The sequence below is a fragment of the Microbacterium sp. NPDC058342 genome (genome assembly GCF_042723935.1).
In the GTDB taxonomy this organism is placed as follows: domain Bacteria; phylum Actinomycetota; class Actinomycetes; order Actinomycetales; family Microbacteriaceae; genus Microbacterium.
On the sequence record NZ_JBHXID010000001.1, the window covers coordinates 2,037,993 to 2,062,840 of the forward strand.

Annotated in this window: 20 protein-coding genes; 6 read left to right on the forward strand and 14 right to left on the reverse strand. The window is 71.0% G+C overall.

Annotated features, from left to right (window positions below; translation table 11 throughout):
• Positions 1-9: 9 nt before the first annotated feature.
• Positions 10-1,347 carry a class II 3-deoxy-7-phosphoheptulonate synthase gene (locus ACFWHT_RS09555; RefSeq protein WP_378827700.1) on the reverse strand — a complete coding sequence of 446 codons (1,338 nt, stop codon included), beginning with the start codon at positions 1,345-1,347 and terminating at the stop codon, positions 10-12.
• A 64-nt stretch (positions 1,348-1,411) separates the two neighbouring features.
• Positions 1,412-2,110 (reverse strand): lysophospholipid acyltransferase family protein, encoded by a 699-nt coding sequence (locus tag ACFWHT_RS09560; RefSeq protein WP_378827701.1) that lies wholly within the window; start codon positions 2,108-2,110, stop codon positions 1,412-1,414.
• A 116-nt stretch (positions 2,111-2,226) separates the two neighbouring features.
• Between ACFWHT_RS09560 and ACFWHT_RS09565 the strand changes: the two genes are divergently transcribed.
• On the forward strand, positions 2,227-4,053 hold the full coding sequence (locus ACFWHT_RS09565; protein WP_378827703.1) for an AMP-dependent synthetase/ligase: 1,827 nt from the start codon (positions 2,227-2,229) through the stop codon (positions 4,051-4,053).
• A gap of 16 nt (positions 4,054-4,069) precedes the next feature.
• On the opposite strand, the gene ACFWHT_RS09570 is transcribed toward ACFWHT_RS09565, so the two are convergent.
• Genes ACFWHT_RS09570 through ACFWHT_RS09580 form a run of 3 tightly spaced genes read right to left on the reverse strand, consistent with a single transcriptional unit; the run spans position 4,070 to position 10,036 of the window.
• Positions 4,070-4,561 carry a peptide deformylase gene (locus tag ACFWHT_RS09570; RefSeq protein ID WP_378827704.1) on the reverse strand — a complete coding sequence of 164 codons (492 nt, stop codon included), beginning with the start codon at positions 4,559-4,561 and terminating at the stop codon, positions 4,070-4,072.
• Complete coding sequence (locus ACFWHT_RS09575) at positions 4,561-6,588, reverse strand: MinD/ParA family protein (protein ID WP_378827705.1); 2,028 nt, start codon at positions 6,586-6,588, stop codon at positions 4,561-4,563. The genes ACFWHT_RS09570 and ACFWHT_RS09575 overlap by 1 nt, the downstream gene beginning before the upstream one ends.
• 40 nt (positions 6,589-6,628) lie before the next feature.
• Entirely contained in the window at positions 6,629-10,036 is a 3,408-nt protein-coding gene (locus tag ACFWHT_RS09580; protein ID WP_378827706.1) for a pyruvate carboxylase, read from the reverse strand.
• Positions 10,037-10,129: 93 nt separating this feature from the next.
• On the opposite strand from ACFWHT_RS09580, the gene ACFWHT_RS09585 reads away from it, so the two are divergent.
• A complete protein-coding gene (locus tag ACFWHT_RS09585; RefSeq protein WP_378827708.1) occupies positions 10,130-10,942 on the forward strand; it encodes a ParA family protein in 813 nt (270 codons plus the stop codon).
• 63 nt (positions 10,943-11,005) lie between these two features.
• On the opposite strand, the gene ACFWHT_RS09590 is transcribed toward ACFWHT_RS09585, so the two are convergent.
• The 3 genes from ACFWHT_RS09590 to ACFWHT_RS09600 form a co-directional block, all read right to left on the reverse strand.
• Positions 11,006-11,551 carry a MerR family transcriptional regulator gene (locus tag ACFWHT_RS09590; RefSeq protein WP_378827710.1) on the reverse strand — a complete coding sequence of 182 codons (546 nt, stop codon included), beginning with the start codon at positions 11,549-11,551 and terminating at the stop codon, positions 11,006-11,008.
• Between the two features lie 99 nt (positions 11,552-11,650).
• Positions 11,651-12,340: a MerR family transcriptional regulator gene (locus ACFWHT_RS09595; protein ID WP_378827712.1), complete on the reverse strand. Its 690-nt coding sequence runs from the start codon at positions 12,338-12,340 to the stop codon at positions 11,651-11,653.
• Positions 12,340-12,804, reverse strand: coding sequence for an FHA domain-containing protein (locus ACFWHT_RS09600; RefSeq protein WP_378827972.1), 465 nt, complete (start codon positions 12,802-12,804; stop codon positions 12,340-12,342). Before ACFWHT_RS09600 ends, ACFWHT_RS09595 begins: the two co-directional genes overlap by 1 nt.
• A gap of 151 nt (positions 12,805-12,955) precedes the next feature.
• On the opposite strand from ACFWHT_RS09600, the gene lpdA reads away from it, so the two are divergent.
• The gene (gene lpdA, locus ACFWHT_RS09605) at positions 12,956-14,353 is read left to right on the forward strand and encodes a dihydrolipoyl dehydrogenase (RefSeq protein ID WP_378827714.1); all 1,398 of its coding nucleotides are present in this window, start codon (positions 12,956-12,958) and stop codon (positions 14,351-14,353) included.
• Between the two features lie 85 nt (positions 14,354-14,438).
• On the opposite strand, the gene ACFWHT_RS09610 is transcribed toward lpdA, so the two are convergent.
• The 6 genes from ACFWHT_RS09610 to ACFWHT_RS09635 form a co-directional block, all read right to left on the reverse strand.
• Positions 14,439-15,548, reverse strand: coding sequence for an FAD-dependent oxidoreductase (locus ACFWHT_RS09610; RefSeq protein WP_378827716.1), 1,110 nt, complete (start codon positions 15,546-15,548; stop codon positions 14,439-14,441).
• Positions 15,535-16,257, reverse strand: coding sequence for a methyltransferase domain-containing protein (locus ACFWHT_RS09615; RefSeq protein WP_378827718.1), 723 nt, complete (start codon positions 16,255-16,257; stop codon positions 15,535-15,537). The genes ACFWHT_RS09610 and ACFWHT_RS09615 overlap by 14 nt, the downstream gene beginning before the upstream one ends.
• Entirely contained in the window at positions 16,247-17,410 is a 1,164-nt protein-coding gene (locus ACFWHT_RS09620; RefSeq protein ID WP_378827720.1) for a type III polyketide synthase, read from the reverse strand. The genes ACFWHT_RS09615 and ACFWHT_RS09620 overlap by 11 nt, the downstream gene beginning before the upstream one ends.
• Before the next feature lie 74 nt (positions 17,411-17,484).
• Positions 17,485-18,117, reverse strand: coding sequence for a CYTH domain-containing protein (locus ACFWHT_RS09625; protein WP_378827721.1), 633 nt, complete (start codon positions 18,115-18,117; stop codon positions 17,485-17,487).
• Positions 18,114-18,350 carry a response regulator gene (locus tag ACFWHT_RS09630; protein WP_378827723.1) on the reverse strand — a complete coding sequence of 79 codons (237 nt, stop codon included), beginning with the start codon at positions 18,348-18,350 and terminating at the stop codon, positions 18,114-18,116. The genes ACFWHT_RS09625 and ACFWHT_RS09630 overlap by 4 nt, the downstream gene beginning before the upstream one ends.
• A gap of 71 nt (positions 18,351-18,421) precedes the next feature.
• Positions 18,422-18,892, reverse strand: a complete 471-nt coding sequence (locus tag ACFWHT_RS09635) for a prepilin peptidase (protein ID WP_378827725.1) — start codon at positions 18,890-18,892, stop codon at positions 18,422-18,424.
• Positions 18,893-19,060: 168 nt separating this feature from the next.
• On the opposite strand from ACFWHT_RS09635, the gene ACFWHT_RS09640 reads away from it, so the two are divergent.
• Genes ACFWHT_RS09640 through ACFWHT_RS09650 form a run of 3 tightly spaced genes read left to right on the forward strand, consistent with a single transcriptional unit; the run spans position 19,061 to position 24,824 of the window.
• Positions 19,061-19,783, forward strand: coding sequence for a hypothetical protein (locus tag ACFWHT_RS09640; protein ID WP_378827727.1), 723 nt, complete (start codon positions 19,061-19,063; stop codon positions 19,781-19,783).
• On the forward strand, positions 19,783-21,348 hold the full coding sequence (locus ACFWHT_RS09645; protein WP_378827728.1) for a DNA polymerase Y family protein: 1,566 nt from the start codon (positions 19,783-19,785) through the stop codon (positions 21,346-21,348). The genes ACFWHT_RS09640 and ACFWHT_RS09645 overlap by 1 nt, the downstream gene beginning before the upstream one ends.
• Complete coding sequence (locus tag ACFWHT_RS09650; RefSeq protein WP_378827731.1) at positions 21,348-24,824, forward strand: error-prone DNA polymerase; 3,477 nt, start codon at positions 21,348-21,350, stop codon at positions 24,822-24,824. The genes ACFWHT_RS09645 and ACFWHT_RS09650 overlap by 1 nt, the downstream gene beginning before the upstream one ends.
• Positions 24,825-24,848 lie beyond the last annotated feature (24 nt).

The following is a 24,848-nucleotide window of genomic DNA, read 5'->3' on the forward strand; positions in this document are numbered from 1 at the left end:
CGAGGCCGATCAGCGCTTCTCGAGCTCTTCCGCCACGAGGAACGCGAGCTCAAGGCTCTGCATGTGGTTCAGACGGGGATCGCAGAGGCTCTCGTAACGGGTCGCGAGAGTGTCCTCGCCGATCTGCTCGGAGCCGCCGAGGCACTCGGTGACGTCGTCGCCGGTGAGCTCCACGTGGATCCCCCCGGGAAAGGTGCCCACGGCGCGGTGCGCCTCGAAGAAGCCGCGCACCTCGTCGATGACGTCGTCGAAGCGACGGGTCTTGTACCCCGTCGAGGTCGTGATGCCGTTACCGTGCATGGGGTCGGTGACCCAGAGCGGCGTGGCACCGGCGTTCTTGACCGCCTCCAGCAGCGGGGGCAGCGCGTCGCGGATCCTGCCCGCCCCCATCCGCGTGATGAAGGTGAGACGGCCCGGCTCGCGCTCGGGGTCGAGCATGTCGATGAGCGCGAGTGCGGTGTCCGGGGTGGTCGTGGGGCCGAGCTTGACGCCGATCGGATTGCGGATGCGGGAGAAGTAGTCCACGTGCGCGCCGTCGAGCTCACGCGTGCGCTCCCCGATCCACAGGAAGTGAGCGGAGGTGTTGTACGGGGTGTCGGTGCGCGAGTCGATGCGGGTCATGGGCCGCTCGTAGTCCATCAGCAGACCCTCGTGACCGGTGAAGAACTCCACCCGCTTGAGCTCGTCGAAATCGGCTCCGGCGGCCTCCATGAACTTGATGGCGCGGTCGATCTCCGCGGCCATGCGCTCGTAGCGCTGGTTGGCGGGATTCTGCGCGAAACCCTTGTTCCAGGAGTGCACCTCGCGCAGGTCCGCGAAGCCGCCCTGCGTGAACGCCCGGATGAGGTTCAGCGTGGAGGCCGCGGTGTGATAGCCCTGCAGCAGACGTCCGGGATCCGCCTGACGAGACGCGGCGGTGAAGTCGTACCCGTTCACGATGTCGCCCCGGTACGCGGGCAGCGTCACGTCGCCGCGCGTCTCGGTGTCGCTGGATCGCGGCTTGGCGAACTGCCCCGCCATGCGGCCCATCTTCACGATCGGCATGGAGGCGCCGTAGGTGAGCACGACCGCCATCTGCAGCACCGTCTTGATCCGGTTGCGGATCTGATCTGCCGTCGCGCCCGCGAAGGTCTCGGCGCAGTCGCCGCCCTGCAGCAGGAACGCGTTGCCGGATGCCGCGCGCGCCAGGCGCTCGCGGAGATTGTCCACCTCGCCGGCGAACACCAGCGGCGGGAGTGCGGCGAGCTGCGAGGAGACCTCGGCCACCCGCTCGGCGTCCTGCCACTGCGGCTGCTGCTTGATCGGAAGGGATCGCCACACGTCGAGATCGGGGTGCGAGGAGAGCATCCACCCAGCTTAGTGGCCGCCGGCATCCCGCCATCGCGCTGTGACGGGCACGACTCGGCGCCGATCAGCGCCGGCGGGACGCCGCCGCCGGCAGTCTGTCCTTGACCGTCGATGCGTACACGTCGTCGTACTCCTGCGCACCCAGCCGCTGCAGCGAGATCATGATCTCGTCCGTGACGGCGCGCAGGATGTAGCGATCGTTCTCCATGCCCGCGTAGCGCGAGAAGTCCAGTGGCTCGCCGATGACGACGCCGACCCGCATGACGCGGGGGATCCTCTGGCCGATGGGCATGGCGGTGTCGGTGTCGACCATGACGACGGGGATCACGGGGACCTTGGCCTCGAGCGCCATGCGCGCGATCCCGGTGCGGCCGCGGTAGAGCCTGCCGTCGGGGCTGCGGGTGCCCTCGGGGTAGATGCCGAGCAGGTCGCCTCGGCCCAGGATCTGCAGACCCGTGTTCAGCGACGCCTCGGACGCCTTTCCTCCGGAGCGGTCGATGGGGATCTGCCCGGTGCCCTTCATGAAGAGCCTCGTGGCCCAGCCCTTCAGGCCCCGGCCGGTGAAGTAGTCGCTCTTCGCCAGGAAGGACATCGGGCGATCGAGCAGCAGCGGCAGGAAGATCGAGTCCGCGAAGGAGAGGTGGTTGCTCGCCAGGATGGCCGCGCCCGCCGTGGGCACGTTGTCGCGCCCCACGATCCAGGGACGGAAGATCGCCTTGACCAGGGGGCCGATCGCGACGTACTTCATCAGCCAGTAGAACATCGTCTGGAAGTCTAGCGCCGAGTGCGCTTCCGCGACCGAGTTTCACCTACTGCGTGACTCGATCTCATCGCCTAGTATCGGAGGACACCCGTCCATCCGGTACCGAAGGAGCTGCCGTGGTTCAGTTCGAAGTCCCCGCGATCGTCCCCGCCGACCCCGAGGCGAACACCTCCGATCTGCTGGCCGTCCGCGCGCGGCAGACCCCGGACCTGGCCCTGTTCTCGGTGCCCGAGGGCGCCGGCTGGCGCGACATCTCCGCCAGGGACTTCGAGACCGCCGTGATCGCCTTGGCGAAGGGGTTCGTCGCCGCCGGCATCCAGCCGGGCGACAAGGTCGGCTTCATCGCGCGCACGACGTACGAATGGACGCTGATCGACTTCGCCCTCTTCTACGCCGGTGCCGTGATGGTCCCCGTCTACGAGACCAGCTCCCCCGCGCAGATCCAGTGGATCATGGAGGACTCCGGGGCGATCGCCCTGATCGTGGAGTCCACCGAGCACTTCGCCCGCGTGGACGAGGTCCGCGGCGATCTGCCCCTCATCCGCGAGGTCTGGCAGCTGCACCTCGGAGCCATCGACGCGCTCACGGCCCAGGGCGCCGACGTCGAGGACGCCGAGATCGAGCGCCGCCGCAGCATCGCCGTCGGGTCGGACATCGCGACGCTCATCTACACCTCGGGATCCACCGGTCGCCCGAAGGGCTGCGTGCTCACCCACAGCAACTTCGTCGAGCTCTCCCGCAACTCCGCCAAGGCACTGGACGCCGTGGTCTCGATGCCCGGGGCTTCCACCCTGCTGTTCATCACCACCGCGCACGTCTTCGCCCGCTTCATCTCGGTGCTCGCCATCCACGCCGGCGTCCGCACCGGTCACCAGCCCGACACGAAGCAGCTGCTGCCGGCACTGGGCTCCTTCCAGCCCACCTTCCTCCTCGCGGTGCCGCGCGTGTTCGAGAAGGTCTACAACTCCGCTGAGCAGAAGGCCGAGGCGGGTGGCAAGGGCAAGATCTTCCGCGCCGCGGCCGCCGCCGCGATCGAGCACTCCACCCTGCTCGAGGAGGGCAGGAAGGTGCCGTTCGGCCTGCGCCTGAAGTTCGCGCTGTTCGACAAACTGGTCTACGGCAAGCTGCGCCAGGCGATGGGCGGCAAGGTCGCCTACGCCGTCTCCGGCTCGGCCCCGCTGGGCTCGCGTCTCGGGCACTTCTTCCACAGCCTCGGCGTCGTGATCCTCGAGGGCTACGGCCTGACCGAGACCACCGCCCCCGCCACGGTGAACCTCGCCGACAAGTCGAAGATCGGCACGGTCGGACCCGCCCTTCCCGGCGTCGGCGTGCGGCTGGCCGACGACGGCGAGATCGAGGTCAAGGGCATCAACGTCTTCAAGGAGTACTGGAACAACCCCGAGGCGACCGCCGCGGCCTTCGAGGACGGCTGGTTCCGCACCGGCGACATCGGCAGCTTCGACTCCGAGGGCTTCCTCACGATCACCGGCCGCAAGAAGGAGATCATCGTCACCGCCGGCGGTAAGAACGTCGCACCGGCCGGGCTCGAGGATCCGATCCGCTCCAACCCGATCGTCGGCCAGGTGGTCGTCGTCGGCGATCAGAAGCCGTTCATCTCGGCGCTCGTGACCCTGGATCCCGAGATGCTTCCGACCTGGCTGGCGAACAACGGCCTGCCGGCCGACATGTCGCTGGCCGACGCCAGCCGGCACGAAGCCGTTCGCGAAGAGGTGCAGCGCGAGATCGACCGGGCGAACAAGACCGTCTCGCGCGCGGAGTCGATCCGCAAGTTCACGATCCTGCCGATCGAGTGGACAGAGGCCAGCGGGCACCTCACCCCGAAGATGTCGATCAAGCGCAACGTGATCCTGCAGGACTTCGCCGACGAGATCGCCGCGATCTACGACGCGCCCGTGCACACCACCACGACGCCTCTGGGCTGACGACGCGCTTCGGTCGTCAGAACCAGTCGCTCTCGCGCACCTGACGCATCGCGAGCCTGCGGGTCTCCCCCTCTAGCCGGCTCAGGTACACCGTGCCGTCGAGGTGGTCGGTCTCGTGCTGGAGCGCCTGCGCGAGCAGCCCCTCCCCTTCGAGGATCACGGGGTCGCCGTCCAGGTCGATGCCCTCCACGCGCGCCCACGGGTGGCGCGGAGCGTCATGCCAGAGTCCGGGGACGGAGAGACATCCCTCTCCGGTGGGAACGGGATCGCCGCGCACCTCGGTGAGGACGGGGTTGATCACGTAGCCGATGTCGCCGTCGATGTTGTAGCTGAACGCGCGCAGCGCCACGCCGATCTGATTCGCCGCGACGCCGGCGCGGCCGGGCAGGGCGACCGTGTCGAGCAGATCGGCGATCAGAGCGCGCACGCCGTCGTCGATCGCACCGATCGGCGCGCACGCCGTGCGCAGCACGGGGTCGCCGTAGAGCCGGATCTCGCGGACGCTCATCACGCGGCCTTCGCGCGCAGGCCCTCGACGAGCACCGCGGCGATCTCGCGCGCCGCCCGCCGGGTCTCGGGTTGAAGACTGCCGAAGTCGATCGGTCCGCCTCCCGCGATCTGCGCGTCGTACGGAATGCGCAGCACGTGCTGCGAACGCGTCGAGAAGTGCGCTTCGAGCTCGCTCAGGCGCACCAGCGGCGCGCCGGGCGTGGACTGGTTCAGCACGACGATCGCCTCGCGGGCGAGAGCGGCGTGGCCGTTGGTCTCGAGCCAGGTGATGGTCTCCGACGCCAGCCGCGCCTCGTCGACGCTGAGGCCCGAGACGATCACGATCTGATCGGCGAGATCGAGCGTCGCGCCCATGACGGAGTGCACGATGCCGGTGCCGGAGTCGGTGAGCACGAGGGAGTAGTACTGCGCGGCCACGGAGGCCACGTCGCGGTAGTCCGCGTCGCCGAAGGCCTCGGAGATGCGCGGATCGGCGTCGGAGGCCAGCACGTCGAGTCGCGTCTCGTCGCGGGCGACGATCGCCGAGATGTCGTGGAATCCACGGATCTCGTGCTGCGCGCGCACCAGGTCGCGCACGGACTTCGAGTGGCCGCCGACGACGCGCTCGGCGAGGGTTCCGCGGTCCGGATTGGCGTCCACGGCGATCACGCGGTCGTCACGGGCATCGGCGAGAGCCATGCCCAGCAGCGCGGTGACGGTCGTCTTGCCGACGCCGCCCTTGCGGGACAGCACGGGCACGAAGCGGGCCGTGCCCGGCATCGGCGTCGCGATCCGCGCGCTGAGCGCCTTGCGGGCTCGTGCCTTGCGGCCGTCGCCGATGTTGATGCGGCCGCCGGAGACGGAGTACAGCAGGTGGCTCCAGGTGCCCTCGGGTTCCGGCCGGCTCACGCGCGACGGGTCGAGCAGCCGGTCGGCGGTGAGCAGATCCGCGCTCTCCCGCCCGCCGTCTCCCAGATCGTCCAACCGCCGGGAGGTCAGCACCACCTCGGTGGGCAGAGCCGTCTCGGACATCGGACGAGCGCTCTCGGCAGCGGTGCGCGCCTCGGGGGCGCGGTCGTCGGTCGCCACGGGTGGGTTCTCCTCTGCGGTCCCGGCGGTCTCCGGCCGGGGTTCGTTCTGCGGCTTCGGGCGCGTCGGGGACATGGCCTCGCGGAGCTCGGCCTTGGCCGCCGCGATGGCCGACTCCAGGTGCGAGAGCCCGGACGATTCGACGACGGAGCCGGCAGCGGGCTTCTGCCCGTCGTCGCCCGGTGCCGACCCGGTCTCCGTCGGTCCGGCGACCGGGTCGGCGGCGGTCGATCCTGCCCCGTCCGCCGGAGCCCGCTCGGATGGGCGCGACGCGGTCTCGTCGTGATCCACCGCCTGCGGCCGGACCGGTGCGTCGACCTTCGCAGGCTGCGCGGCGGTTCCGGCTGCAGCGGCGGCGGGCGCGTCGCCGGCGCCGTGCGCCGAGTCCGCAGCCCCCTCGGACGCCGGGGACCCGGGCTCCGCGACGGCCGCGGGCCTCTTCCGGGCGGGGGCCTTGCGCGTTCCCGCCTTGCGCGCCGGTGGGGTGCGGGGCTTCGCCGCGGCATCCGCTTCCGTGCCCGCCTCCGGCTTCACAGCCGGCGCCGACGGCTGTGCAGGGTCCGCACCGGCGGGCTGCTCCGCGGTCGCGCCCCGAGGAGCCTCGTCGGCGACGACCTCGGCCTCCACCACGGCGGCTTCATCGGGTGACTCCGCTGCCGCCGCGGGCAGGTCCTCGGCCGGCAACTCGATGACGATCTCGGGCGACTCCTGCCGGATGCGCGCGACGGTGTCCTCGTCGGCCACCGCGGACGTGTCGATGACGAGCTCCGAGACGATCTCGCCCTCAACCACGCCCTCGTCGACGAGGTCGTCGTCCTCGCCGCCCGAGGGCAGCACCACATTCACCTGCGCGGTGCCGCCGAGCAGCCCGATCGCGGACATGTCCGATGACGCGGTGTCATCGAGCACGCCCAGCGAATCGTCGTCGTCGGGATCGACGGTGTTCTTCGGCGTCACGGTTCACTCCAAGCTCGGGCGCGGGTGCGCCCGCCCAAGGTTAGTGCTCGGGGCGCACGACGACCAAAAGATCACCGGCGTCGACCTGCTGCGCGGAGCCGATCGCGAGCCGCTCGACGACGCCCGCGACCGGGGTCGTGATGGCCGCCTCCATCTTCATCGCCTCGATCGATGCGACCGGGTCGCCGGCGCGCACGACCGTCCCCTCTTCGACCTTCAGGGTGACCGCGCCCGAGAACGGAGCGGCGATCTGACCGGGCTTGGAGGTGTCGGCCTTCTCGACCTCGTGGACGTCGACGGCGATCGACCTGTCGCGCACCGAGACGGGCCGGAGCTGCCCGTTCAGCGTCGTCATGACCGTGCGCATGCCCTTCGGATCGGCCTCCCCGATCGCCTCCAGGCCCACGTACAGGCGAACGCCGCGCTCGATCTCGACCGCGTGCTCGGCACCGGGCACCAGACCGTACAGGTAGTCCGCCGTGTCGAGCACGGACAGGTCGCCGTACTCCTCGCGATTCTGCCGGAAGGTCTTCGTCGGTGCCGGGAAGAGCAGCTCGTTGAGCATCCCCCGGCGCTCCGCCGAGGTGCCCTCCAGGGCGGCGTGCTGTTCGGCGCTGATCGGAGTGACCCCGTTCTTCACCGTCCGGCCGGCGAGCACCTTGGTGCGGAACGGCTCCGGCCACCCCCCGGGCAGGTCGCCGAGCTCGCCCGCCATGAAGCCGACGACGGAGTCGGGGATGTCGTATCGCTCGGGGTTGGCGGCGAAGTCGGCCGGGTCGGCCTTGACCGCCGCGAGATGCAGCGCCAGGTCGCCCACCACCTTCGACGAGGGCGTCACCTTCGGCACGCGTCCGAGGATGTCGTTCGCCGCCGCGTACATGTCCTCGATCAGCTCGAAGTCGTCGGCGAGGCCCAGCGCGATGGCCTGCTGGCGCAGGTTCGAGAGCTGGCCTCCCGGGATCTCGTGGTGGTACACGCGACCGGTCGGGCTGGGCAGCCCCGACTCGAACGGACGGTACAGGTGGCGCATCGCCTCCCAGTACGGCTCGAGGTCGGACGCCGCCTGCAGATCGATCCCGGTGTCGCGCTCGGTGTGAGCCAGCGCGGCGACGAGAGCCGAGAGGGACGGCTGACTGGTGGTGCCGGACATCGGCGCCGAGGCCACGTCGACGGCGTCCGCCCCGGCCGCGCTCGCGGCCAGCAGCGTCGCCAGCTGTCCGCCGGCCGTGTCGTGCGTGTGCACGTGCACCGGCTGGTCGAAGCGCTCGCGCAGGGCGGTGACGAGCCTCGCGGCCGCTGCCGGCCGCAGGAGGCCGGCCATGTCCTTGATGCCGATCACATGCGCGCCGGCGTCGACGATCTGCTCGGCGAGGCGCAGGTAGTAGTCCAGCGTGTACAGGCTCTCGGCCGGGTTGAGCAGATCGCCGGTGTAGCACAGCGCTGCCTCGGCGACGGCGGTTCCGGTGCCCAGCACCGCGTCGATGGCCGGACGCATCTGCGACACGTCGTTCAGGGCGTCGAAGATGCGGAAGATGTCGACCCCGGTCTCGGCGGCCTCGCGCACGAAGGCGTCGGTCACCTCGGTGGGGTACGGCGTGTATCCGACCGTGTTGCGCCCGCGCAGCAGCATCTGGATGCTGACGTTCGGCAGGGCGGTGCGAAGCGCCGCCAGCCGCTCCCACGGGTCCTCACCCAGAAAGCGCAGGGCGACGTCGTACGTCGCGCCGCCCCACGCCTCCACCGACAGCAGCTGCGGCGTCATGCGCGCGACGTACGGCGCCACGGCGACCAGGTCACGGGTGCGAACACGGGTGGCGAGCAGCGACTGATGCGCATCGCGGAAGGTCGTCTCGGTGACGGCGAGGGCCTTCTGATCCCGGAGCTCGGCGGCGAAGCCGGCGGGACCGAGCTCCTGAAGTCGCTGCCGGCTTCCCGAGGGCGCCGGCGCCGTCAGATCGAGCGAGGGCAGTTTGTGGGCGGGTGCCAGCGCCAGAGGATTCTCACCGTGCGGCTTGTTGACGGTGACATCGACCAGCCAGCGCAGCACCTTCGAGCCGCGGTCCTTCGACACGCGTCCGCGCAGCAGCTCGGGGCGCTCGTCGATGAAAGAGGTGGAGAGGTCGCCTGCCTCGAACGAGGGATCGTCGAGCACCGCCTGGAGGAACGGGATGTTCGTCGAGACGCCGCGGATGCGGAACTCCGCCAGCGCGCGCCGCGCGCGGGAGACCGCACTGCTGAACGAGCGTCCGCGGCAGGTGAGCTTGGAGAGCATCGAGTCGAAGTACGGACTGATCTGCGAGCCGGCCGCGGTGGTGCCGCCGTCCAGGCGGATGCCCGCGCCGCCCGGTGAGCGGTACGTGGTGATCTTGCCCGTGTCGGGGCGGAAGCCCTGCGTGGGGTCCTCGGTCGTGATCCGGCACTGCAGCGCGGCTCCGCGCAGGCGGATGTCCGCCTGCTCGAGGTCGAGCTCGGCGAGGGTCGCGCCGTCCGCGATCTGCATCTGGGCGCGGACGAGGTCGACATCGGTCACCTCTTCGGTCACGGTGTGCTCGACCTGGATGCGGGGGTTCATCTCGATGAAGACGACCTCGCCCGCGCGCGGGCCCGCCGTCTCGAGGAGGAACTCCACGGTTCCGGCGTTCTGATATCCGATGGAGCGGGCGAAGGCGATCGCGTGCCGATGCAGCGCATCACGGGTGTCGTCGTCGAGGTTGGGCGCGGGGGCGATCTCGATGACCTTCTGATGGCGGCGCTGCACGGAGCAGTCCCGCTCGAACAGGTGGACGGTGCTCCCCTGGCCGTCTGCGAGGATCTGCACCTCGATGTGACGGGGGCGCAGCACCGCCTGCTCGAGGAACATGCGCGCGTCGCCGAACGCCGCGCCCGCCTCCCGCATCGCCTCGGCGAGCGCGGGGGCGAGCTCGTCCTTCGTCTCCACGCGGCGCATGCCGCGCCCGCCGCCGCCGGCGACGGCCTTCGCGAAGAGCGGGAAGCCGATGTCGTCGGCCTGTGCGACGAGCGCCTCCACATCGTCCGACGCCTCGGTGGAGCGCAGCACGGGCACGCCCGCCTCGATCGCATGACGCTTGGCCTCGACCTTGTTCCCCGCCATCTCCAGGACCTGGGCGGGCGGGCCGATGAACGTGATGCCCGCGGCGGCGGCCTTCTCCGCCAGCTCGGGGTTCTCGGAAAGGAACCCGTATCCCGGGTAGATGGCGTCGGCGCCGGAGTCGAGCGCGACCTTGATGATCTCGTCGACGTCCAGATACGCCTGCACGGGATGCCCGCGCTCACCGATCTCATAGGCCTCGTCGGCCTTCAGCCGGTGCAGTGACCCTCGGTCCTCGTACGGAAAGACGGCGACGGTGCGCGCCCCCACCTCATACGCCGCGCGGAACGCTCGGATCGCGATCTCGCCTCGGTTGGCCACCAGTATCTTCTGGAACATGCACACCTCTTCAGAGGTCGACGCGCGCCAGCGGGCGCGCGAGGAGCGGGGGCTGAGTGTCCCCTCAGACTACGGCACGGTAACGTGTACGACGTGCACGTACTCAGCGTCAGCTCCCTCAAAGGAGGCGTCGGCAAGACGACCGTCACCCTCGGTCTCGCGTCGGCGGCCTTCGCCCGCGGCATCCGCACTCTCGTGGTCGACCTCGACCCGCAGTCGGACGTCTCCACCGGCATGGACATCCAGATCGCCGGCAGGCTGAACATCGCCGACGTGCTCGAGAACCCGAAGGAGAAGATCGTCCGTCAGGCGATCACCACCAGCGGCTGGGCGAAGGTGCACCCCGGCACCATCGATCTGCTCATCGGCAGCCCGTCCGCGATCAACTTCGACGGCCCGCATCCGAGCGTGCGCGACGTGTGGAAGCTGGAAGAGGCGCTCGCGACCGTCGAGGGCGAGTACGACCTCGTGCTCATCGACTGCGCCCCCTCTCTCAACGCCCTCACCCGCACGGCCTGGGCCGCCAGCGACCGCGTCATGGTGGTCACCGAGCCCGGTCTGTTCTCGGTCGCCGCCGCCGACCGTGCACTGCGCGCGATCGAGGAGATCCGCCGCGGCCTCTCCCCCCGCCTGCAGCCCCTCGGCATCGTCGTGAACCGCGTGCGCCCGCAGTCCATCGAGCATCAGTTCCGCATCAAGGAGCTGCGCGACATGTTCGGCCCGCTGGTGCTGGCACCCCAGCTGCCCGAGCGCACCTCGCTGCAGCAGGCGCAGGGTGCGGCCAAGCCCCTGCACATCTGGCCCGGCGACTCCGCGCAGGAGCTGGCCGCCGACTTCGATTCCCTGCTGGACCGCATCATCCGCACCGGACGCGTGCCCGTGCCGGACACCGGCGCACAGGCCTGACCCTCTCCGGAAACGCGAGACGCACTCCCTCGGGAGTGCGTCTGCTCGTCTCGGCCGTGCGGATCAGGCGGTGCGCTTGGACCGGCGGGCGGCGAGCTCGTCGACCGGGTCCGGAGCGGTGGGATCGAATTCGACGAGCGTCGACTCGACCTCGCGCAGGACCTTGCCCACGGCGATGCCGAACACGCCCTGACCGCGGCTGACCAGGTCGATGACCTCGTCGTTCGAGGTGCACAGGTAGACGGAGGCGCCGTCGCTCATCAGCGTGGTACCCGCCAGATCACGGATGCCCGCCGCACGCAGCTGATCGACGGCGGTGCGGATCTGCTGCAGGGAGATGCCGGTGTCGAGCAGGCGCTTAACGAGCTTGAGGACCAGGATGTCGCGGAAGCCGTACAGACGCTGCGATCCCGACCCCGAGGCGCCGCGCACCGTCGGGACGACCAGTTCGGTCCGCGCCCAGTAGTCCAGCTGCCGGTACGTGATGCCGGCCGCGCGTGCGGCGACGGCGCCGCGGTAGCCGACCTCGTCGTCCATGGCCGGAAGGCCATCGGTGAAGAGGAGTTCGGTCACGAACCGCGGGTCGCCAGCCAGCTCTTCCGCATTCATACGTCATTCCTCTCTGAGGGGTCATGTCAACGCTAGAGCAGCACCCGCGGTGCGGCAACGACATCCGCCCGGCGGGCAGGGTGTGTCGCAACCGGTTCGTTACGAAAGGGCGCGATCCAGCGCCTGCCGCACCATCAGGCTGCGCACCTCGTCGATGTGCGTGGCCAGTTCGGGGGCGAGCTCGGCGGCGCGGCCGCGGGATGCGGCATCCGTCCGGCGCAGCAGCGTCGACAGCGCCGATTCGATCAGTGCGGCCTCGCGCTCCGCGTTCTGACGCAGGCTGCGCAGATGGCGCGGCTCGATGCCGTGACGCGCCAGCGTCACCAGACCGGAGAGCAGCGAGGACACCTGGTCGGTGTACGTGTCGGCGGCGACGACGAGTCCGGCGCTGATCGCATCGTTCAGCAGCTGCGGCGTGGCGCCGGTGCGGGCGAGGAGCTCCTCGCGCCGATGACGACGCGCCTGCGGGGCGATCGAGCGCGGCACGATGTCACCCCAGGCGGCGCCCTTGGCCTGCGCGTCGTCCAGCTGTTCGCGGATCACGCTGAGAGGCAGGTAGTGGTCGCGCTGCAGCGCGAGCGCGGTGCGCAGCCGCTCGACGTCGGATGCCGAGAACTTGCGGTAGCCCGACTCGGTGCGCGAGGGCGTCACGATGCCCTGCACCTCGAGGAAGCGCAGCTTGCTCGAGGTGAGCTGAGGGAACTCCGGGGTGAGGCGAGCCAGAACCTGGCCGATGCTGAGAAGGCCCGTGGGCGCAGAGCGCTCCCGGGCGGCGCCGGCCGCCGCCATCAGTCGGTCGCCGCCGCGAGGTCGATCGGGGATGCGAAGAAGTTCATCCGGAACTTGCCGATGCGCAGCTCGTATCCGTTGCCCAGCTCGCTGCGGTCCACCCGCTCGCCGTTCACGTAGGTGCCGTTGAGCGAGCGCTGGTCGATGATCTCGAACGCCGAGCCGGATCGGGTGATCTCGGCGTGGCGGCGCGACACCGTGACATCGTCGAAGAAGATGTCGGCCTCCGGGTGGCGGCCGACGGTCGTCACGTCGGCGTCGAGCAGGTAGCGGGCGCCCGCAAGCGCCCCTGCCCGCACCAGCAGCAGTGCGGAGCCGGCCGGAAGTGCGGCGATGGCCGCGCTCTCGGCCTCGGTCAGGTCGGCGCCGAACGGCACGAAGGAGAGGTCCGACTCGTGGCCGAACGTCTGCGTGGCGTCGTGTCGCAGCTCGCCGTTGCGGTGGATCGCGCCTCCGGCGCCGATCGTGCTGTCGTCTGTCACGGGTCTCCCTCCTCCGGTCCTCCAGCCTAGCTGATGGGATCGGGTGCCCGGGAGGGCGATCTGCATCGTCTTGCGCCGCGATCCCGCCCTCTCCCCACGGCGCGGGGCACGACGCAGAGGATAGGCTGGAGGCATGCCACACTACGATGTCGTCATCCTCGGCGCGGGCCCTGGCGGATACGTCGCCGCCGTCCGCAGCGCCCAGCTCGGTCTTTCCACCGCGATCATCGAGGAGAAGTACTGGGGCGGTGTGTGTCTGAACGTCGGATGCATCCCCTCCAAGTCACTCCTGAAGAACGCGGAGATCGCGCACACCTTCACCCACAAGGCCGAGTTCTTCGGCATCTCGGGTGACGTGCACTTCGACTTCGGCGCGGCGTTCGACCGCAGCCGCAAGGTCTCGGAGACCCACGTCAAGGGCATCCACTTCCTGATGAAGAAGAACAAGGTGACCGAGTACGAGGGTCGCGGAACCTTCACCGGCCCCAAGACGATCTCGGTGGCGAAGGCGGACGGCACGACCGAGGAGGTCACGTTCGACAACGCGATCATCGCCACCGGCTCCACCGTGCGCCTGCTCCCCGGTGTGCAGCTCAGCGACAACGTGGTCACCTACGAGGAGCAGATCCTCAGCCGCGAGCTGCCCGAGTCGATCGCGATCGTCGGCGCCGGCGCCATCGGCATGGAGTTCGCCTACGTCCTGGTGAACTACGGCGTGAAGGTCACGATCATCGAGTTCCTCGACCGTGCCCTGCCGAACGAGGACGCCGAGGTCTCCAAGGAGATCCAGCGTCAGTACAAGAAGCTCGGCGTCGACATCCTCACCTCCACCGCGGTCAAGACCGTGACCGACAACGGCTCCTCCGTGCACATCACCTACGAGACCCGTGACGGCAAGGCCGGCGAGCTCGATGCGGGCAAGGTGCTCATGTCGGTCGGCTTCGCCCCGAACATCGAGGGCTTCGGGCTCGACAAGACCGGTGTGAAGCTCACCGAGCGCGGTGCGATCGACATCGACGACCGCATGCGCACGAATGTCGAGGGCATCTACGCCATCGGCGATGTCACCGCGAAGCTGCAGCTGGCGCACGTCGCCGAGGCGCAGGCCGTCGTCGCCGCCGAGACCATCGCCGGCGCCGAGACCCAGACGCTGGGCGACTACCGGATGATGCCGCGTGCGACCTTCTGCCAGCCGCAGGTGGCCAGCTTCGGCCTCACCGAGGAGCAGGCCCGCGCCGAGGGACGCGAGATCAAGGTCGCGAAGTTCCCGTTCAGCGCGAACGGCAAGGCGAACGGCCTGGGCGAGCCCGTCGGCTTCGTCAAGCTCATCGCCGACGCCGAGCACCTCGAGCTCATCGGCGGTCACCTGATCGGCCCGGACGTCTCGGAGTTGCTGCCCGAGCTCACCCTGGCGCAGAAGTGGGACCTGACCGCGCTCGAGGCGGCGCGCAACGTGCACACCCACCCGACCCTGTCGGAGGCGCTGCAGGAGGCCTTCCACGGCCTGGCCGGTCACATGATCAACATGTGAGTCCCCGCGCTTTCTCGAGGCCCCCGTCCGGTGCGCGGATCAGCGCATCGGCGGGGGCCTCGACGTCGGCGCGAGGAGTGTCGCGTCAGAGGCTCGCCATGGTGATCATGCCCGTCGTCCGTTCGCGCAGGAGCGGCGCGGCGAGCATCCGCATCGCCGCCTCTCTGCCGCGCACGACCGGGGCTGAGGCCGGCGCCCCCATCGCCATGTAGAACGCGGAGCGGTGCTGAGCGCGTCGCGCGGCGCGTCGCGCCCTGCGCTGGTACGCCCGGAGATCGGGGCACCCGCCGCGGAGGTCGAGCACCTCGGAAAGCCGCAATGCGTCGAGCCAGCCGAGGTTCATGCCCTGTCCCCCGATCGGGCTGATCTCGTGCGCGGCGTCTCCGAGCAGCACGGTCCTGCCCTGAACGATGCGGCGCGCCGTGTGCTGAGACGCCGTGAACACGGCGGGCCTCGCCTCGGCGGGGAGCAGGGGCCGGATGCCGGTGCGGGCGGTGATCTCGGCGCCGAACGACGAGGCGTCCGGGGTCGCGCCGGCCTGGCGCACCACCCACCGACGCCGGCCCGCCGGCAGCGGGAAGGACTCGACCAGCCCGCCCGGCTCGCAGTGCAGCACGGCCCGGGTACCGGCGGAGGCGTCGTCGACGTCGAGCATCGCGTAGCGCGCGCCGCCGGTGCGGCGGCGCCAGCCGAGACCGAGGCCCTCCCGCAGGTGGCTGCGCACGCCGTCCGCGATCACGACGAGGGATGCGCTGAGCTCGCGCGGCTCCCCCGCCGCATCGACGCTCACGCGGACCTCGTCGCCCATCTCCCGAAGGCCGGTCGCGGTGGCACCGGTGAGCAGGGCGCCCGCCGAGAGATCGAGCAGCCGCGCACGCAGCAGAGCGCCGGTGCGGCGCTGCGGCAGGATCAGCACGGGCCGTTCGGGCGTGAAGTCCAGCGACGCGACCGTGCGCCGCATGCTGCGCACGTCGCCGCCCTCCAGGGCCAGTGCCTCGGCGCGCACCGCCGCCTCCAGTCCGACGGCGCCCAGCGCCTCCAGACCGGGAGGATGGATGCCGATCGCCCTGGTGCGCGGATCGGCATCCGCTCTGCGCTCGCAGACGACGACGTCCCACCCGCGCTGGGTGAGCAGGCAGCCCAGCAGCAGGCCCACCGGGCCCGCCCCGACGATGACCGCGTCATGCCGCGGCATCCGGGGCCTCCCGGCGCAGCGTCAGACGGGCAGGCATCCCGCGGCGCACCGACCATCCGGCCGGAGCAAGCGCGGCGAGCTCGCCCGCCGTGCGGGAGCGGCGGATGCTGGTGAGCCCGTCCTCTCGGATGAACGAGCCCTCCAGCAGGTTCGCCGCGAACGGCCGGGTCGCCGCGGCGAAGAGGGCGTACGCGGCGCGTCCCCGGGCGATGTCGTGATGCAGCGCGATCCCGCCGGGCGCGAGCAGCCGTTCCGAATCGCCGAGCAGCGCCTGCAGCTCGTCGTCGGTCAGATGGTGCAGCAGGTGGTTGGACAGCACGACGTCGAAGCGCTCCCCCTCTCCGACGAGATCACCGGTCATCGCGCGGACGCAGCGCAGTCCGACGCCGTCGTCGTGGGCCCGCGCCCAGTCCACCGCCCGCGGATCGGCGTCGAGCGCGGTCACCGACGCCGCGATCCCGTCCCTGCGCAGCCGCACGGCCAGCGCTCGCGTGAGATCGGCGGCGCCCGCGCCGACATCCAGCACGCGCAGCACTCCCCGACGCGCCCGCGGCCGGATCTCGCGCCGGTACTCGCCGTGCCACGGAGAGACGATCCGGTTGACGACCGAGAAGCGCGCGTAGGTGCGCTCCAGCATCCGCTGATCGGCGTCGGGATCGTCCATCAGCTCGCGGGCGCCGACCGCGCGGACGGTGAGATCAGGAAGCATTCCCGGGCGCCAGCACGGTGAGCAGGGCGCTCTCGGCCGTGAGGCCGGGCCCGAAGGCCATGGCTGCCACCCGCTCCCCGGGTCGCGTCTGCGCGTCCTCGAGGATGCTGCGGAGCACGAACAGCACGGTGGCGCTGGACATGTTGCCGTACTGCCGCAGGATCTCGCGCGCCGGGTGCAGCTGGGCGTCGCTCAGCCTCAGGCGGTCCTGCACCCGATCGAGGATGCTGCGCCCGCCGGGATGGATGGCCCAGTGCGCCACGGGATCGCCGATGCGGCCGTCGTCGAACGCCTCGCCCAGCTCGGGCTCGTCCTGCCAGAGCGGTCGCAGAGCGGTGTGGATGCTCTCGCCGATGATCTGCGGCACCGCCGTGGAGAGCACCATCTCGAAGCCGCTGTCGCCGATGGTCCACGCCATGTCCTGCTCGCCGTCCGGTGCGATCGCGGTGTGGAACCGGTCGAGGGCGAACGCCGGTGTCTGCTCGTCGAACGTGCGCGCCGTCACCAGGCACGCCGCCGCGCCGTCGGAGAACAGCGATGAGGCGACGATCGTGTCGGGATCCTCGGACGAGCGCAGGTGCAGCGTGCACAGCTCTACGCTGGCGACGAGCACCACCGCGTCCGGATCCGCCAGGCAGAACTGCCGGGCGGCGCGCAGCGCGGGCATCGCGGCGTAGCAGCCCATGAAGCCGAGGTGGTAGCGCTGCACCCCGTCGGGCATGCCGAGGGCGCGCACGATCGCGTAGTCCGGCCCGGGGGCGTGGAAGCCCGTGCAGGAGACGGTCACGATGTGGGTCACGTCCGCGGCCGTGAGGTCGGGATCGGCGTCCAGCACGCGCCGGGCCGCCTCGACGAACAGCCGGTCCGCCTCCCGGATGTAGATGTCGTTGCGCGTCTTCGTGCCGGGGGCGAGCAGGTTCCCGCTCGCCCGGTCGTAGAACAGCGCCGACGACGCCTCGGTGCTCAGATCGAGTTCGTCCAGCACGGTGTGCCGCCGCTCGATCCCCGATCCGTCGAACGAGGCCGAGACGATCCGTCGGGCGAGTCTGCCGAGCTCCGGCTGGCCGGCGAAGACATCGCGCACCGCCTCCTGCTCCAGCGGGATCTCGGGGACCAGTGTCTGCAGGGACCGGAGCTGAACGGTGCGGCTCATGTGCTCACTCAACCACCCGCGGGATTCCCCGCGGAAGGGCCTTGCGCATGGCGCCCGTCTCTGAGAGTGCCGGGTCAGAGTCCGAGTGCGCGGGCGAGCTTGGATCCCGACGACGGCGGGCGTCCGCCTACCGCCCGCACCGCCCGTTCGACGGCGGCGAAGAACTCCTCACGACCGTCCGCACCAGCGGGTGCCACGGGGCCCAGCTCCATCTCCCACTCGCGCCATTCGCGCCGGTTCCCGCTGCGCAGGTCGGTGGCGCGCACACGATCGTCGACGAACTCGGCGATCATCCCCATCTCGCCCTGCAGGCGGTATGCCGTGCGGGAGTTCTCGATGCGGGCGAGCGGATGCAGCTCCGCTGCGGTCCACTGCGAGACCGTGCGCGCGACGGCATCCGGCATCCGACCGTCGTCGTCCAGCGGCCAGCCGAGCTCCAGGCGGCCGTCACCTCGCCTCGGGCCCTTGATGTGCCAGCCGGCGTCGGGGCCGCCGGTGCGGCGACGCAGCGCCACTCCCTGCCTGGCCAGCGCGGCATCCGCGGTGTCGAGGTAGGTGGCGTCGAGCTCGCGCGGCTCCCCTTCGCTCACCGCGCGCACACCGGGAACGCCCTCCCAGTCCGGCAGGGGCGTGTCGGCGTCGGCGTCGTACTTGCGCTCGACCTCGACGGTGCGCTGCGGTTCGGATGCCGCGGGTCGCGCGGTCACCGGTCGTCGTCGCGGTCCTGATCCGCACTGGGCGAGATGTCGTCCTCGGATTCGATGAAGCGGAAGGCGACCTCGGTGGGCCCGTCGTGCGCGCCCGTGTTCGCCGCGTCGCCCTCCCGTCGATACGTCAGCTGCGTCTCGCTGTAAGGCAGGATCAGGGAGTCCTGCTCCGCGCTGTCGAGCGGGATGATCTGCCCGTCGAGCGGGCCGCCGTGAAGTCGTGCGATTGCCATGTGCTCACCCTAGTCCTCCGCCGGCGCGGCGGCGCGAGACTCGCCCGTCGCCGGAGGGCGGTCGCCCGCTCTCAGCTCCCGACGATGGCGAGGGCCGCTCCGAGGATCATCCAGGGGCCGAACGCGATGCGCGTGGACCGGGTCGCACGTCGCATCAGCATCAGCACGAGCGCGAACACGGCCCCGAGCACGAAGGCGGCCGCCGCTCCGATCAGCAGGGTCCACCAGCCGTGCCAGGCCAGCACCACTCCGATCACCGCGGCGAGCTTCACATCGCCGCCTCCCATTCCCTGCCGCGAGCCCAGATGCATGGCCGCATAGAAGATGCCGAGCGCGAGCCCGCCCAGCAGCGCGCGGAGCATTCTGCCGGCGTCTCCCGTGGCGAGGGCCTCGACGGCCACCAGCAGGACGAGTGCTCCGAGTGCGGGCAGCACGATGCGATGGGGAAGCCGATGGGTGCGGGCGTCGATGACGATGAGCCACAGCCCCACCCCCGCCAGCAGCACGTGCACGACGGTCACGGCGGCATCGTGGAAGGACATGCTGGAAGGCTAGGCGAAAGCCGGGGCGGACATCGAAGCCCTGTGGAGAACTCGGAGATCGAGGATCGTTCCGGCGTCGTGCGGGACACGCGATCCGGGATGTCGGATGTGCGATCTACTCTTCGAAGTGGACTTGAATTGTTCGAATCTTTCTTCGAGGATGGATGGATGGGGATCGGAACGATCACGGCGCTCTCCCCCGCCGATGAGCGCGCGGGAGACATCCTTCGCCTGCGCCGGGAGATCGGGCGGATGCAGCGCCGGCGCAGCGAGGATCCGGTGCTGCCGGTGCCTCCCCCGCTGCGGGACCTGCTTCCCGGCGGCGGCCTGCAGACCGGCGCGGTGTACTCGGTCTCCCCCTCTCCGAGCCTGATCTTCGCGCTCATGAGCGCGGTCTCGCAACGCGGCGGGTGGTGCGCTGCGGTGGGCATGCCCACGCTCGGGATGGAGGCGGCGGCGGCCCACGGCATCGATCTGTCCCGGCTGATCCTGGTGCCCTCCCCTGGCGAGAGATGGCTGGCCGTGGCCTCGGCGCTGGCCGAGGTGGTCCCGCTGATCGCGATCCACCCCACCTCGGCGGTGCGGGATGCGGAAGCCGCACGCCTGGCGGCCCGGCTGCGCGATCGCGGCTGCACGCTGCTGACCACCTCCCCCTGGCCGCAGGGCGAGGGGCTGATCAGCCTGCACGATCCTCACTGGGAGGGCCTCGGCGAGGGCTGGGGCCTGCTGTCGGATCGCACGGTCACGGTGACCGCGCAGACCCGTCAGACGCCGCGTCCGCAGAGCCTGCGCGTGCAGCTGCCCGGGGGCCTCGGCGGCATCGAGGCCGTGCCGGGCGAGCCGGTGGCCGGCGGATCGCTGCCGACGCATCCGAGCTGGGCGGTGGCGTGATGGGCGAGCCCTCGGCGATGCGGATGCACGTGCTGTGGTTCCCGGACTGGCCGCTGCGAGCGGCACTGGGGACCGCCCCGCCGCATCCGCCCACCGCCCTCGTGCAGGGCGGCGTCGTCACGGCGTGCACGCAGTCGGCGCGCACGCACGGAGTGCGCGTCGGACAGCGCCGGCGGCTCGCGCAGAGCGCGATGCCCTCGCTGCGGATGCTGCCGCACGACACGACCCAGGACGAGCGCGCGTTCCTCCCGGTGCTGCGGCTGATCGAGGCGCACGCCCCCGGCGTGCATCTGCTGCGTCCGGGCCTGGCCGCTCTGCGCTCGCGCGGCATCTCGCGCTATCACGGCGGTGAGGAGCGAGCCGCCGAGGCGCTGCGGGCGGTCCTCGGCGAGGCGGGATACGCGGAGACCAGGGTGGGTGTCGCGGACGGCATGTTCACCGCCGAGCTGGCCGCGCGGGCCGCCGGAGCAGGCGGGGAGTCCCCGGGCTGGGCGGTGATCCCGCCCGGCGAGGCCGCGGCGTTCCTCGCCCCGCTGCCCCTGCAGGTTCTCGACGAACCGGAGCTGGCCGACCTGCTTCGACGACTCGGGATCTCCACGCTCGGCGAGTTCGCCGGCCTCGGTGTCACCGCGGTGCGCGAGCGCTTCGGTGAGCACGGCGCCCGGCTGCACGCCCTGGCCAGGGGCGCCGACTCCCGTCCGCCGACGCCGCGCCCGCCCGATCCGCAGCTGGCGAGGGAGGCCGGTTTCGAGACGCCGCTGGGGCAGTCCGATCAGATCGCCTTCGCCGTGCGGCAGACCGCGGATGCCGTGCTGCTCGCCCTCGCCGATGCGTCGGTGGTGTGCACCGAGGTGCGCATCGACCTCACCGACGACGACGGCGCGGTGTTCTCGCGCACCTGGCTGCACCCCACCTGCTTCGACGCCGGCGACCTCGTGGACCGGGTGCGCTGGCAGCTCGAATCACTCGCCTCGGCCTCTGCCTCGGCGGAGGACGCCGATGCCGCGCACGCCTTCCGCGGGATCGTCGGGGTGCGGATCGCCCCGGTCGCGGTGGACGACGCCGCGCACCATCAGCCGGGACTGTTCGGCTCCGGAACCGACGAGCGCCTGCACCACGCCGTCTCGCGGGTGCAGACGCTGCTCGGGCATCAGGGTGTCGTCACCGCCGCGATGTCCGGAGGCCGCCTGCTCGCCGATCGGCAGGTGCTGACGCCCTGGGGCGAGCGGCCGATCGTGGAACGCGACCCCGCGCAGCCCTGGCCGGGCAGCCTGCCCGATCCGCTGCCCTCCGAGGTCTTCACCCCTCTGCGTCCGGTGCGGGTCACCGGTGTCGGCGGCGCTGCGATCCGCATCGGCGAGCGCGGCGAGCTGTCGTGCCCTCCCGCGCTCATCGACGACAGCGAGGTGATCGGCTGGGCGGGTCCCTGGCCCGTGCACGAGCACCGCTGGGATGCCGCCAGGAGCCGTTCCGGTCATCGCTTCCAGCTGCTCGACGTCCGGCATCGCGCCTGGCTGGTGCTGCACTCCGACGACGGCTGGTGGGCCGAGGGCAGGTACCGCTGATGGGCTGGCACAACCCGAGCCTTCCCTGGGCGGAGCTCGAGCGCACGCTGAGCGCGCCGACCGAGCCGGCGCTCGCCGAGCCGCCGATGCGGCGAGACGATCCGGGCCCGCTGAGCAGACGCCGGCCTCCCGCATCCCGTCCCGCCGTCGCGCGCCCCGAGGACGCCGTGCCGTATGCGGAGCTGCATGCGCACAGCTCATACTCCTTCCTCGACGGCGCCTCCTCCCCGGATGAGCTCCTGGCGGAGGCCGAGACGCTGGGACTCAGCGCGCTCGCGATCACCGACCACGACGGCTTCTACGGGGCGGCGCGGTTCGCCGAGGCGGCCGAGTTCACCGCCGTGCAGACGGTGTTCGGCGCCGAGCTGTCGCTCGGTGCGGGCGACGGCCGCCCGAGCGCGGCGCGCAAGGGCGCGCCGGATCCCCTCGGCGAGCATCTGCTCGTGCTGGCGAACGGTGTCGAGGGGTATCACCGGCTGGCCGGAGCCATCACCCGGGCACAGCTGCGCGGCGGGGAGAAGGGACGCCCCCTCTACGACCTCGATGATCTGGTGGCCAGTGCCGACGGCGGCTGGACGATCCTGACCGGATGCCGCAAGGGCGGCGTGCGGCGCGGACTCGAACGGGGTGACGCCGGGACGCCGCTGCGGCGACTGATCGACCTGTTCGGACAGGACCGGGTGGTCGTCGAGCTCACCGACCACGGCGATCCGCTCGACACCCGGCGAAACGATGCCCTCGCCGAGCTCGCCGCCGACCTGCGGCTGCCGGTGGTCGCCACGGGGAACGTGCACTACGCGTCACCCCGTCAGGCGGGCCTGGCGGAGGCGATCGCCGCGGTGCGGGCGACCCGCAGCATGGACGATCTCGACGGCTGGCTGCCCGCGCACGGCGGCGCGCATCTGCGCAGCGGTGCGGAGATGACCGAGCGGTTCCGTCGCTACCCGGGGGCGATCGGGGCGGGGCTGCGGATCGCCGCGGAGTGCGCCTTCCCCCTGCGGCGGGCCAAGCCCGCGCTTCCTCAGCAGGAGGTCCCGCCGGGCGAGACGCCGATGAGTCACCTGCGCGCCCTGGTGTGGGCGGCGGTCCCCGAGAAGTACCCGCGGCTCGACGAGGAGGGCCGTCGCCGCATCAGGCGCGAGCTGGACGTCATCGAGGAGAAGGACTTCCCCGGCTACTTCCTGATCGTGCACGGCATCGTCGAGGAGGCCAGGCGCCTGGGCATCCTGTGCCAGGGCCGGGGCTCGGCCGCGGCGAGCGCGGTCTGCTACCTGCTGGGGATCACCGCGGTCGACCCCATCCTGTACCGGCTTCCCTTCGAACGGTTCCTCGCCACCACCCGGAGCGAGGAGCCCGACATCGATGTGGACTTCGACTCCAGTCGTCGCGAGGAGATCATCCAGTGGGTGTACCGGAAGTACGGGCGCGAGCGGGCAGCGCAGGTGGCGAACGTCATCCAGTACCGGCCGAAGAACGCGGTGCGCGACATGGCCAGGGCGCTCGGGCACGCCCCCGGCCAGCAGGACGCCTGGTCCAGGCAGGTCGACGGATGGAGCGCGGGCATCGAGGCGTCGGAGGGAAACGACATCCCCGCCGACGTGCTCGCCTACGCCGGTGAGCTGCTGAAGGCGCCCCGGCACCTGGGCATCCACTCCGGAGGGATGGTGCTCACCGCTCAGCCGGTGGGCGAGGTCGTGCCGGTGGAGCACGCCCGGATGGAGAACCGCACCGTCATCCAGTGGGACAAGGACGACGCCGCCTGGATGGGGCTGGTGAAGTTCGATCTGCTGGGCCTGGGCATGCTGTCCGCGCTGCGGCACTGCTTCGACCTGATCGCCGCGGCGACCGGTGAGCACTGGACGCTCCAGTCGATCCCGAAGGAGGAGCCGGCGGTGTACGACATGCTCTGCCGGGCCGACTCCATCGGTGTGTTCCAGGTGGAGTCCCGGGCGCAGATGGGTCTGCTGCCGCGCCTGCAGCCACGGGAGTTCTACGATCTGGCCATCCAGATCGCGCTGATCCGGCCGGGTCCCATCCAGGGCGGGGCCGTGCATCCCTTCGTCAAGCGCAAGCTGGAGAAGGACCGCATCGAGAAGATCAACCGGGAGCGGGCCGAGCGGGGCGAACCCGGGCTGGCGCCCCTGCGGATCCCCTATGCGCATCCCGCTCTGCGGGAGGTGCTGGAGCGCACCCTGGGCATTCCTGTGTTCCAGGAGCAGCTGATTCAGATGGCGACCGTGCTCGGCAACTGCACCGCCGATGAAGCCGACCTGCTGCGCCGGGCGATGGGCTCCAAGCGCGGCCTCGAGAAGATCGAGAAGATCCGGGAGTCGCTGTACGCGGGCATGCGGGAGAAGGGACTGAGCCAGGAGACCTCCGATCGCATCTACGCCCAGATCCAGGCGTTCTCGAACTTCGGCTTCGCGGAATCCCACTCCCTGTCGTTCGCACTGCTGGTGTACGCCAGCAGCTGGGTGAAGCTGCACTATCCGGCGGCGTTCCTCGCCGGTCTGCTCCGCTCGCAGCCGATGGGGTTCTACTCGGCGTCATCGCTGACCGCCGATGCGCGCCACCACGGTGTGCGCGTGCTGCGCCCCGATCTGCATGCGTCGGAGGTCCTGGACGGCCTGGAGCGGATCGAGGCCGATCCGGCGGGCGGCGATGCGGGCCCCACCGGACGGGACTCCTGCGTCGCGCTCCCGCAGCCGCCGGCGGGGGTCTTCGACCGCAGCGCTGCCGACGAGTCCGCCGCTCACCGCCGCGACGGCCGCTTCGCCGTGCGCCTGGGTCTTTCGGGCATCCGCGGGATCGGCGAGAAGCTGGCCGAGCGGATCGTCGCCGCCCGCGAGGAGCAGGGACCGTTCCGGGACCTTCACGATCTGGTGCGGCGCACGGATGCCACGACAGCGCAGCTCGAGGCCCTGGCCACCGCAGGGGCGTTCGAGTGCCTGGGGTTCAGCCGGCGCGAGGCCATCTGGCTGGCCGGGTCCGCGGCCGAGGATCGGGCGCGCTTCCTGCCGGGGACCGCTGTCGCCGTGCAGCCGCCGCTGTTCCCCGATCAGACCGGCTACGAGCGTCTGGCCGCCGATCTGTGGGCCACCGGGGTCTCCACGGACGATCATCCGATGACGCACCTGCGCGAGGCGCTCACCGAGCGCGGGGTGCTGACCTCGGCACGGCTGCGCACCCACGAATCGGGTCGGCGCATCGAGGTCGCCGGCGTCGTCACCCACCGTCAGCGCCCGGCGACGGCGAGCGGCATCACCTTCCTCAATCTCGAGGACGAGCACGGGCTGGTGAACGTGATCTGCTCGGCGGGTGTGTGGGGCCGCTATCGACGGATCGCTCGCGACTCCCCTGCGCTCATCGTGCGCGGCATCCTGGAGCGCTCCTCCGAGGGCGTCGCCAACGTTCTGGCGGACGCCTTCGAGGATCTGCGCACCGGCCTGGCGCACCGGTCCCGGGATTTCCGCTGAGCCCGTGCGCTCAGCCGGTCAGGC

Excerpts from the sequence above, each read along its gene's own strand:
- ACFWHT_RS09555 (WP_378827700.1), bottom strand. The coding sequence starts at position 1,347 with ATGCTCTCCTCGCACCCCGATCTCGACGTGTGGCGATCCCTTCCGATC.
- ACFWHT_RS09560 (WP_378827701.1), bottom strand. The coding sequence starts at position 2,110 with ATGTTCTACTGGCTGATGAAGTACGTCGCGATCGGCCCCCTGGTCAAG.
- ACFWHT_RS09570 (WP_378827704.1), bottom strand. The coding sequence starts at position 4,561 with ATGAGCGTCCGCGAGATCCGGCTCTACGGCGACCCCGTGCTGCGCACG.
- ACFWHT_RS09580 (WP_378827706.1), bottom strand. The coding sequence starts at position 10,036 with ATGTTCCAGAAGATACTGGTGGCCAACCGAGGCGAGATCGCGATCCGA.
- ACFWHT_RS09590 (WP_378827710.1), bottom strand. The coding sequence starts at position 11,551 with ATGAATGCGGAAGAGCTGGCTGGCGACCCGCGGTTCGTGACCGAACTC.
- ACFWHT_RS09595 (WP_378827712.1), bottom strand. The coding sequence starts at position 12,340 with ATGGCGGCGGCCGGCGCCGCCCGGGAGCGCTCTGCGCCCACGGGCCTT.
- lpdA (WP_378827714.1), top strand. The coding sequence starts at position 12,956 with ATGCCACACTACGATGTCGTCATCCTCGGCGCGGGCCCTGGCGGATAC.
- ACFWHT_RS09610 (WP_378827716.1), bottom strand. The coding sequence starts at position 15,548 with ATGCCGCGGCATGACGCGGTCATCGTCGGGGCGGGCCCGGTGGGCCTG.
- ACFWHT_RS09615 (WP_378827718.1), bottom strand. The coding sequence starts at position 16,257 with ATGCTTCCTGATCTCACCGTCCGCGCGGTCGGCGCCCGCGAGCTGATG.
- ACFWHT_RS09620 (WP_378827720.1), bottom strand. The coding sequence starts at position 17,410 with ATGAGCCGCACCGTTCAGCTCCGGTCCCTGCAGACACTGGTCCCCGAG.
- ACFWHT_RS09630 (WP_378827723.1), bottom strand. The coding sequence starts at position 18,350 with ATGGCAATCGCACGACTTCACGGCGGCCCGCTCGACGGGCAGATCATC.
- ACFWHT_RS09635 (WP_378827725.1), bottom strand. The coding sequence starts at position 18,892 with ATGTCCTTCCACGATGCCGCCGTGACCGTCGTGCACGTGCTGCTGGCG.
- ACFWHT_RS09640 (WP_378827727.1), top strand. The coding sequence starts at position 19,061 with ATGGGGATCGGAACGATCACGGCGCTCTCCCCCGCCGATGAGCGCGCG.
- ACFWHT_RS09645 (WP_378827728.1), top strand. The coding sequence starts at position 19,783 with ATGGGCGAGCCCTCGGCGATGCGGATGCACGTGCTGTGGTTCCCGGAC.
- ACFWHT_RS09650 (WP_378827731.1), top strand. The coding sequence starts at position 21,348 with ATGGGCTGGCACAACCCGAGCCTTCCCTGGGCGGAGCTCGAGCGCACG.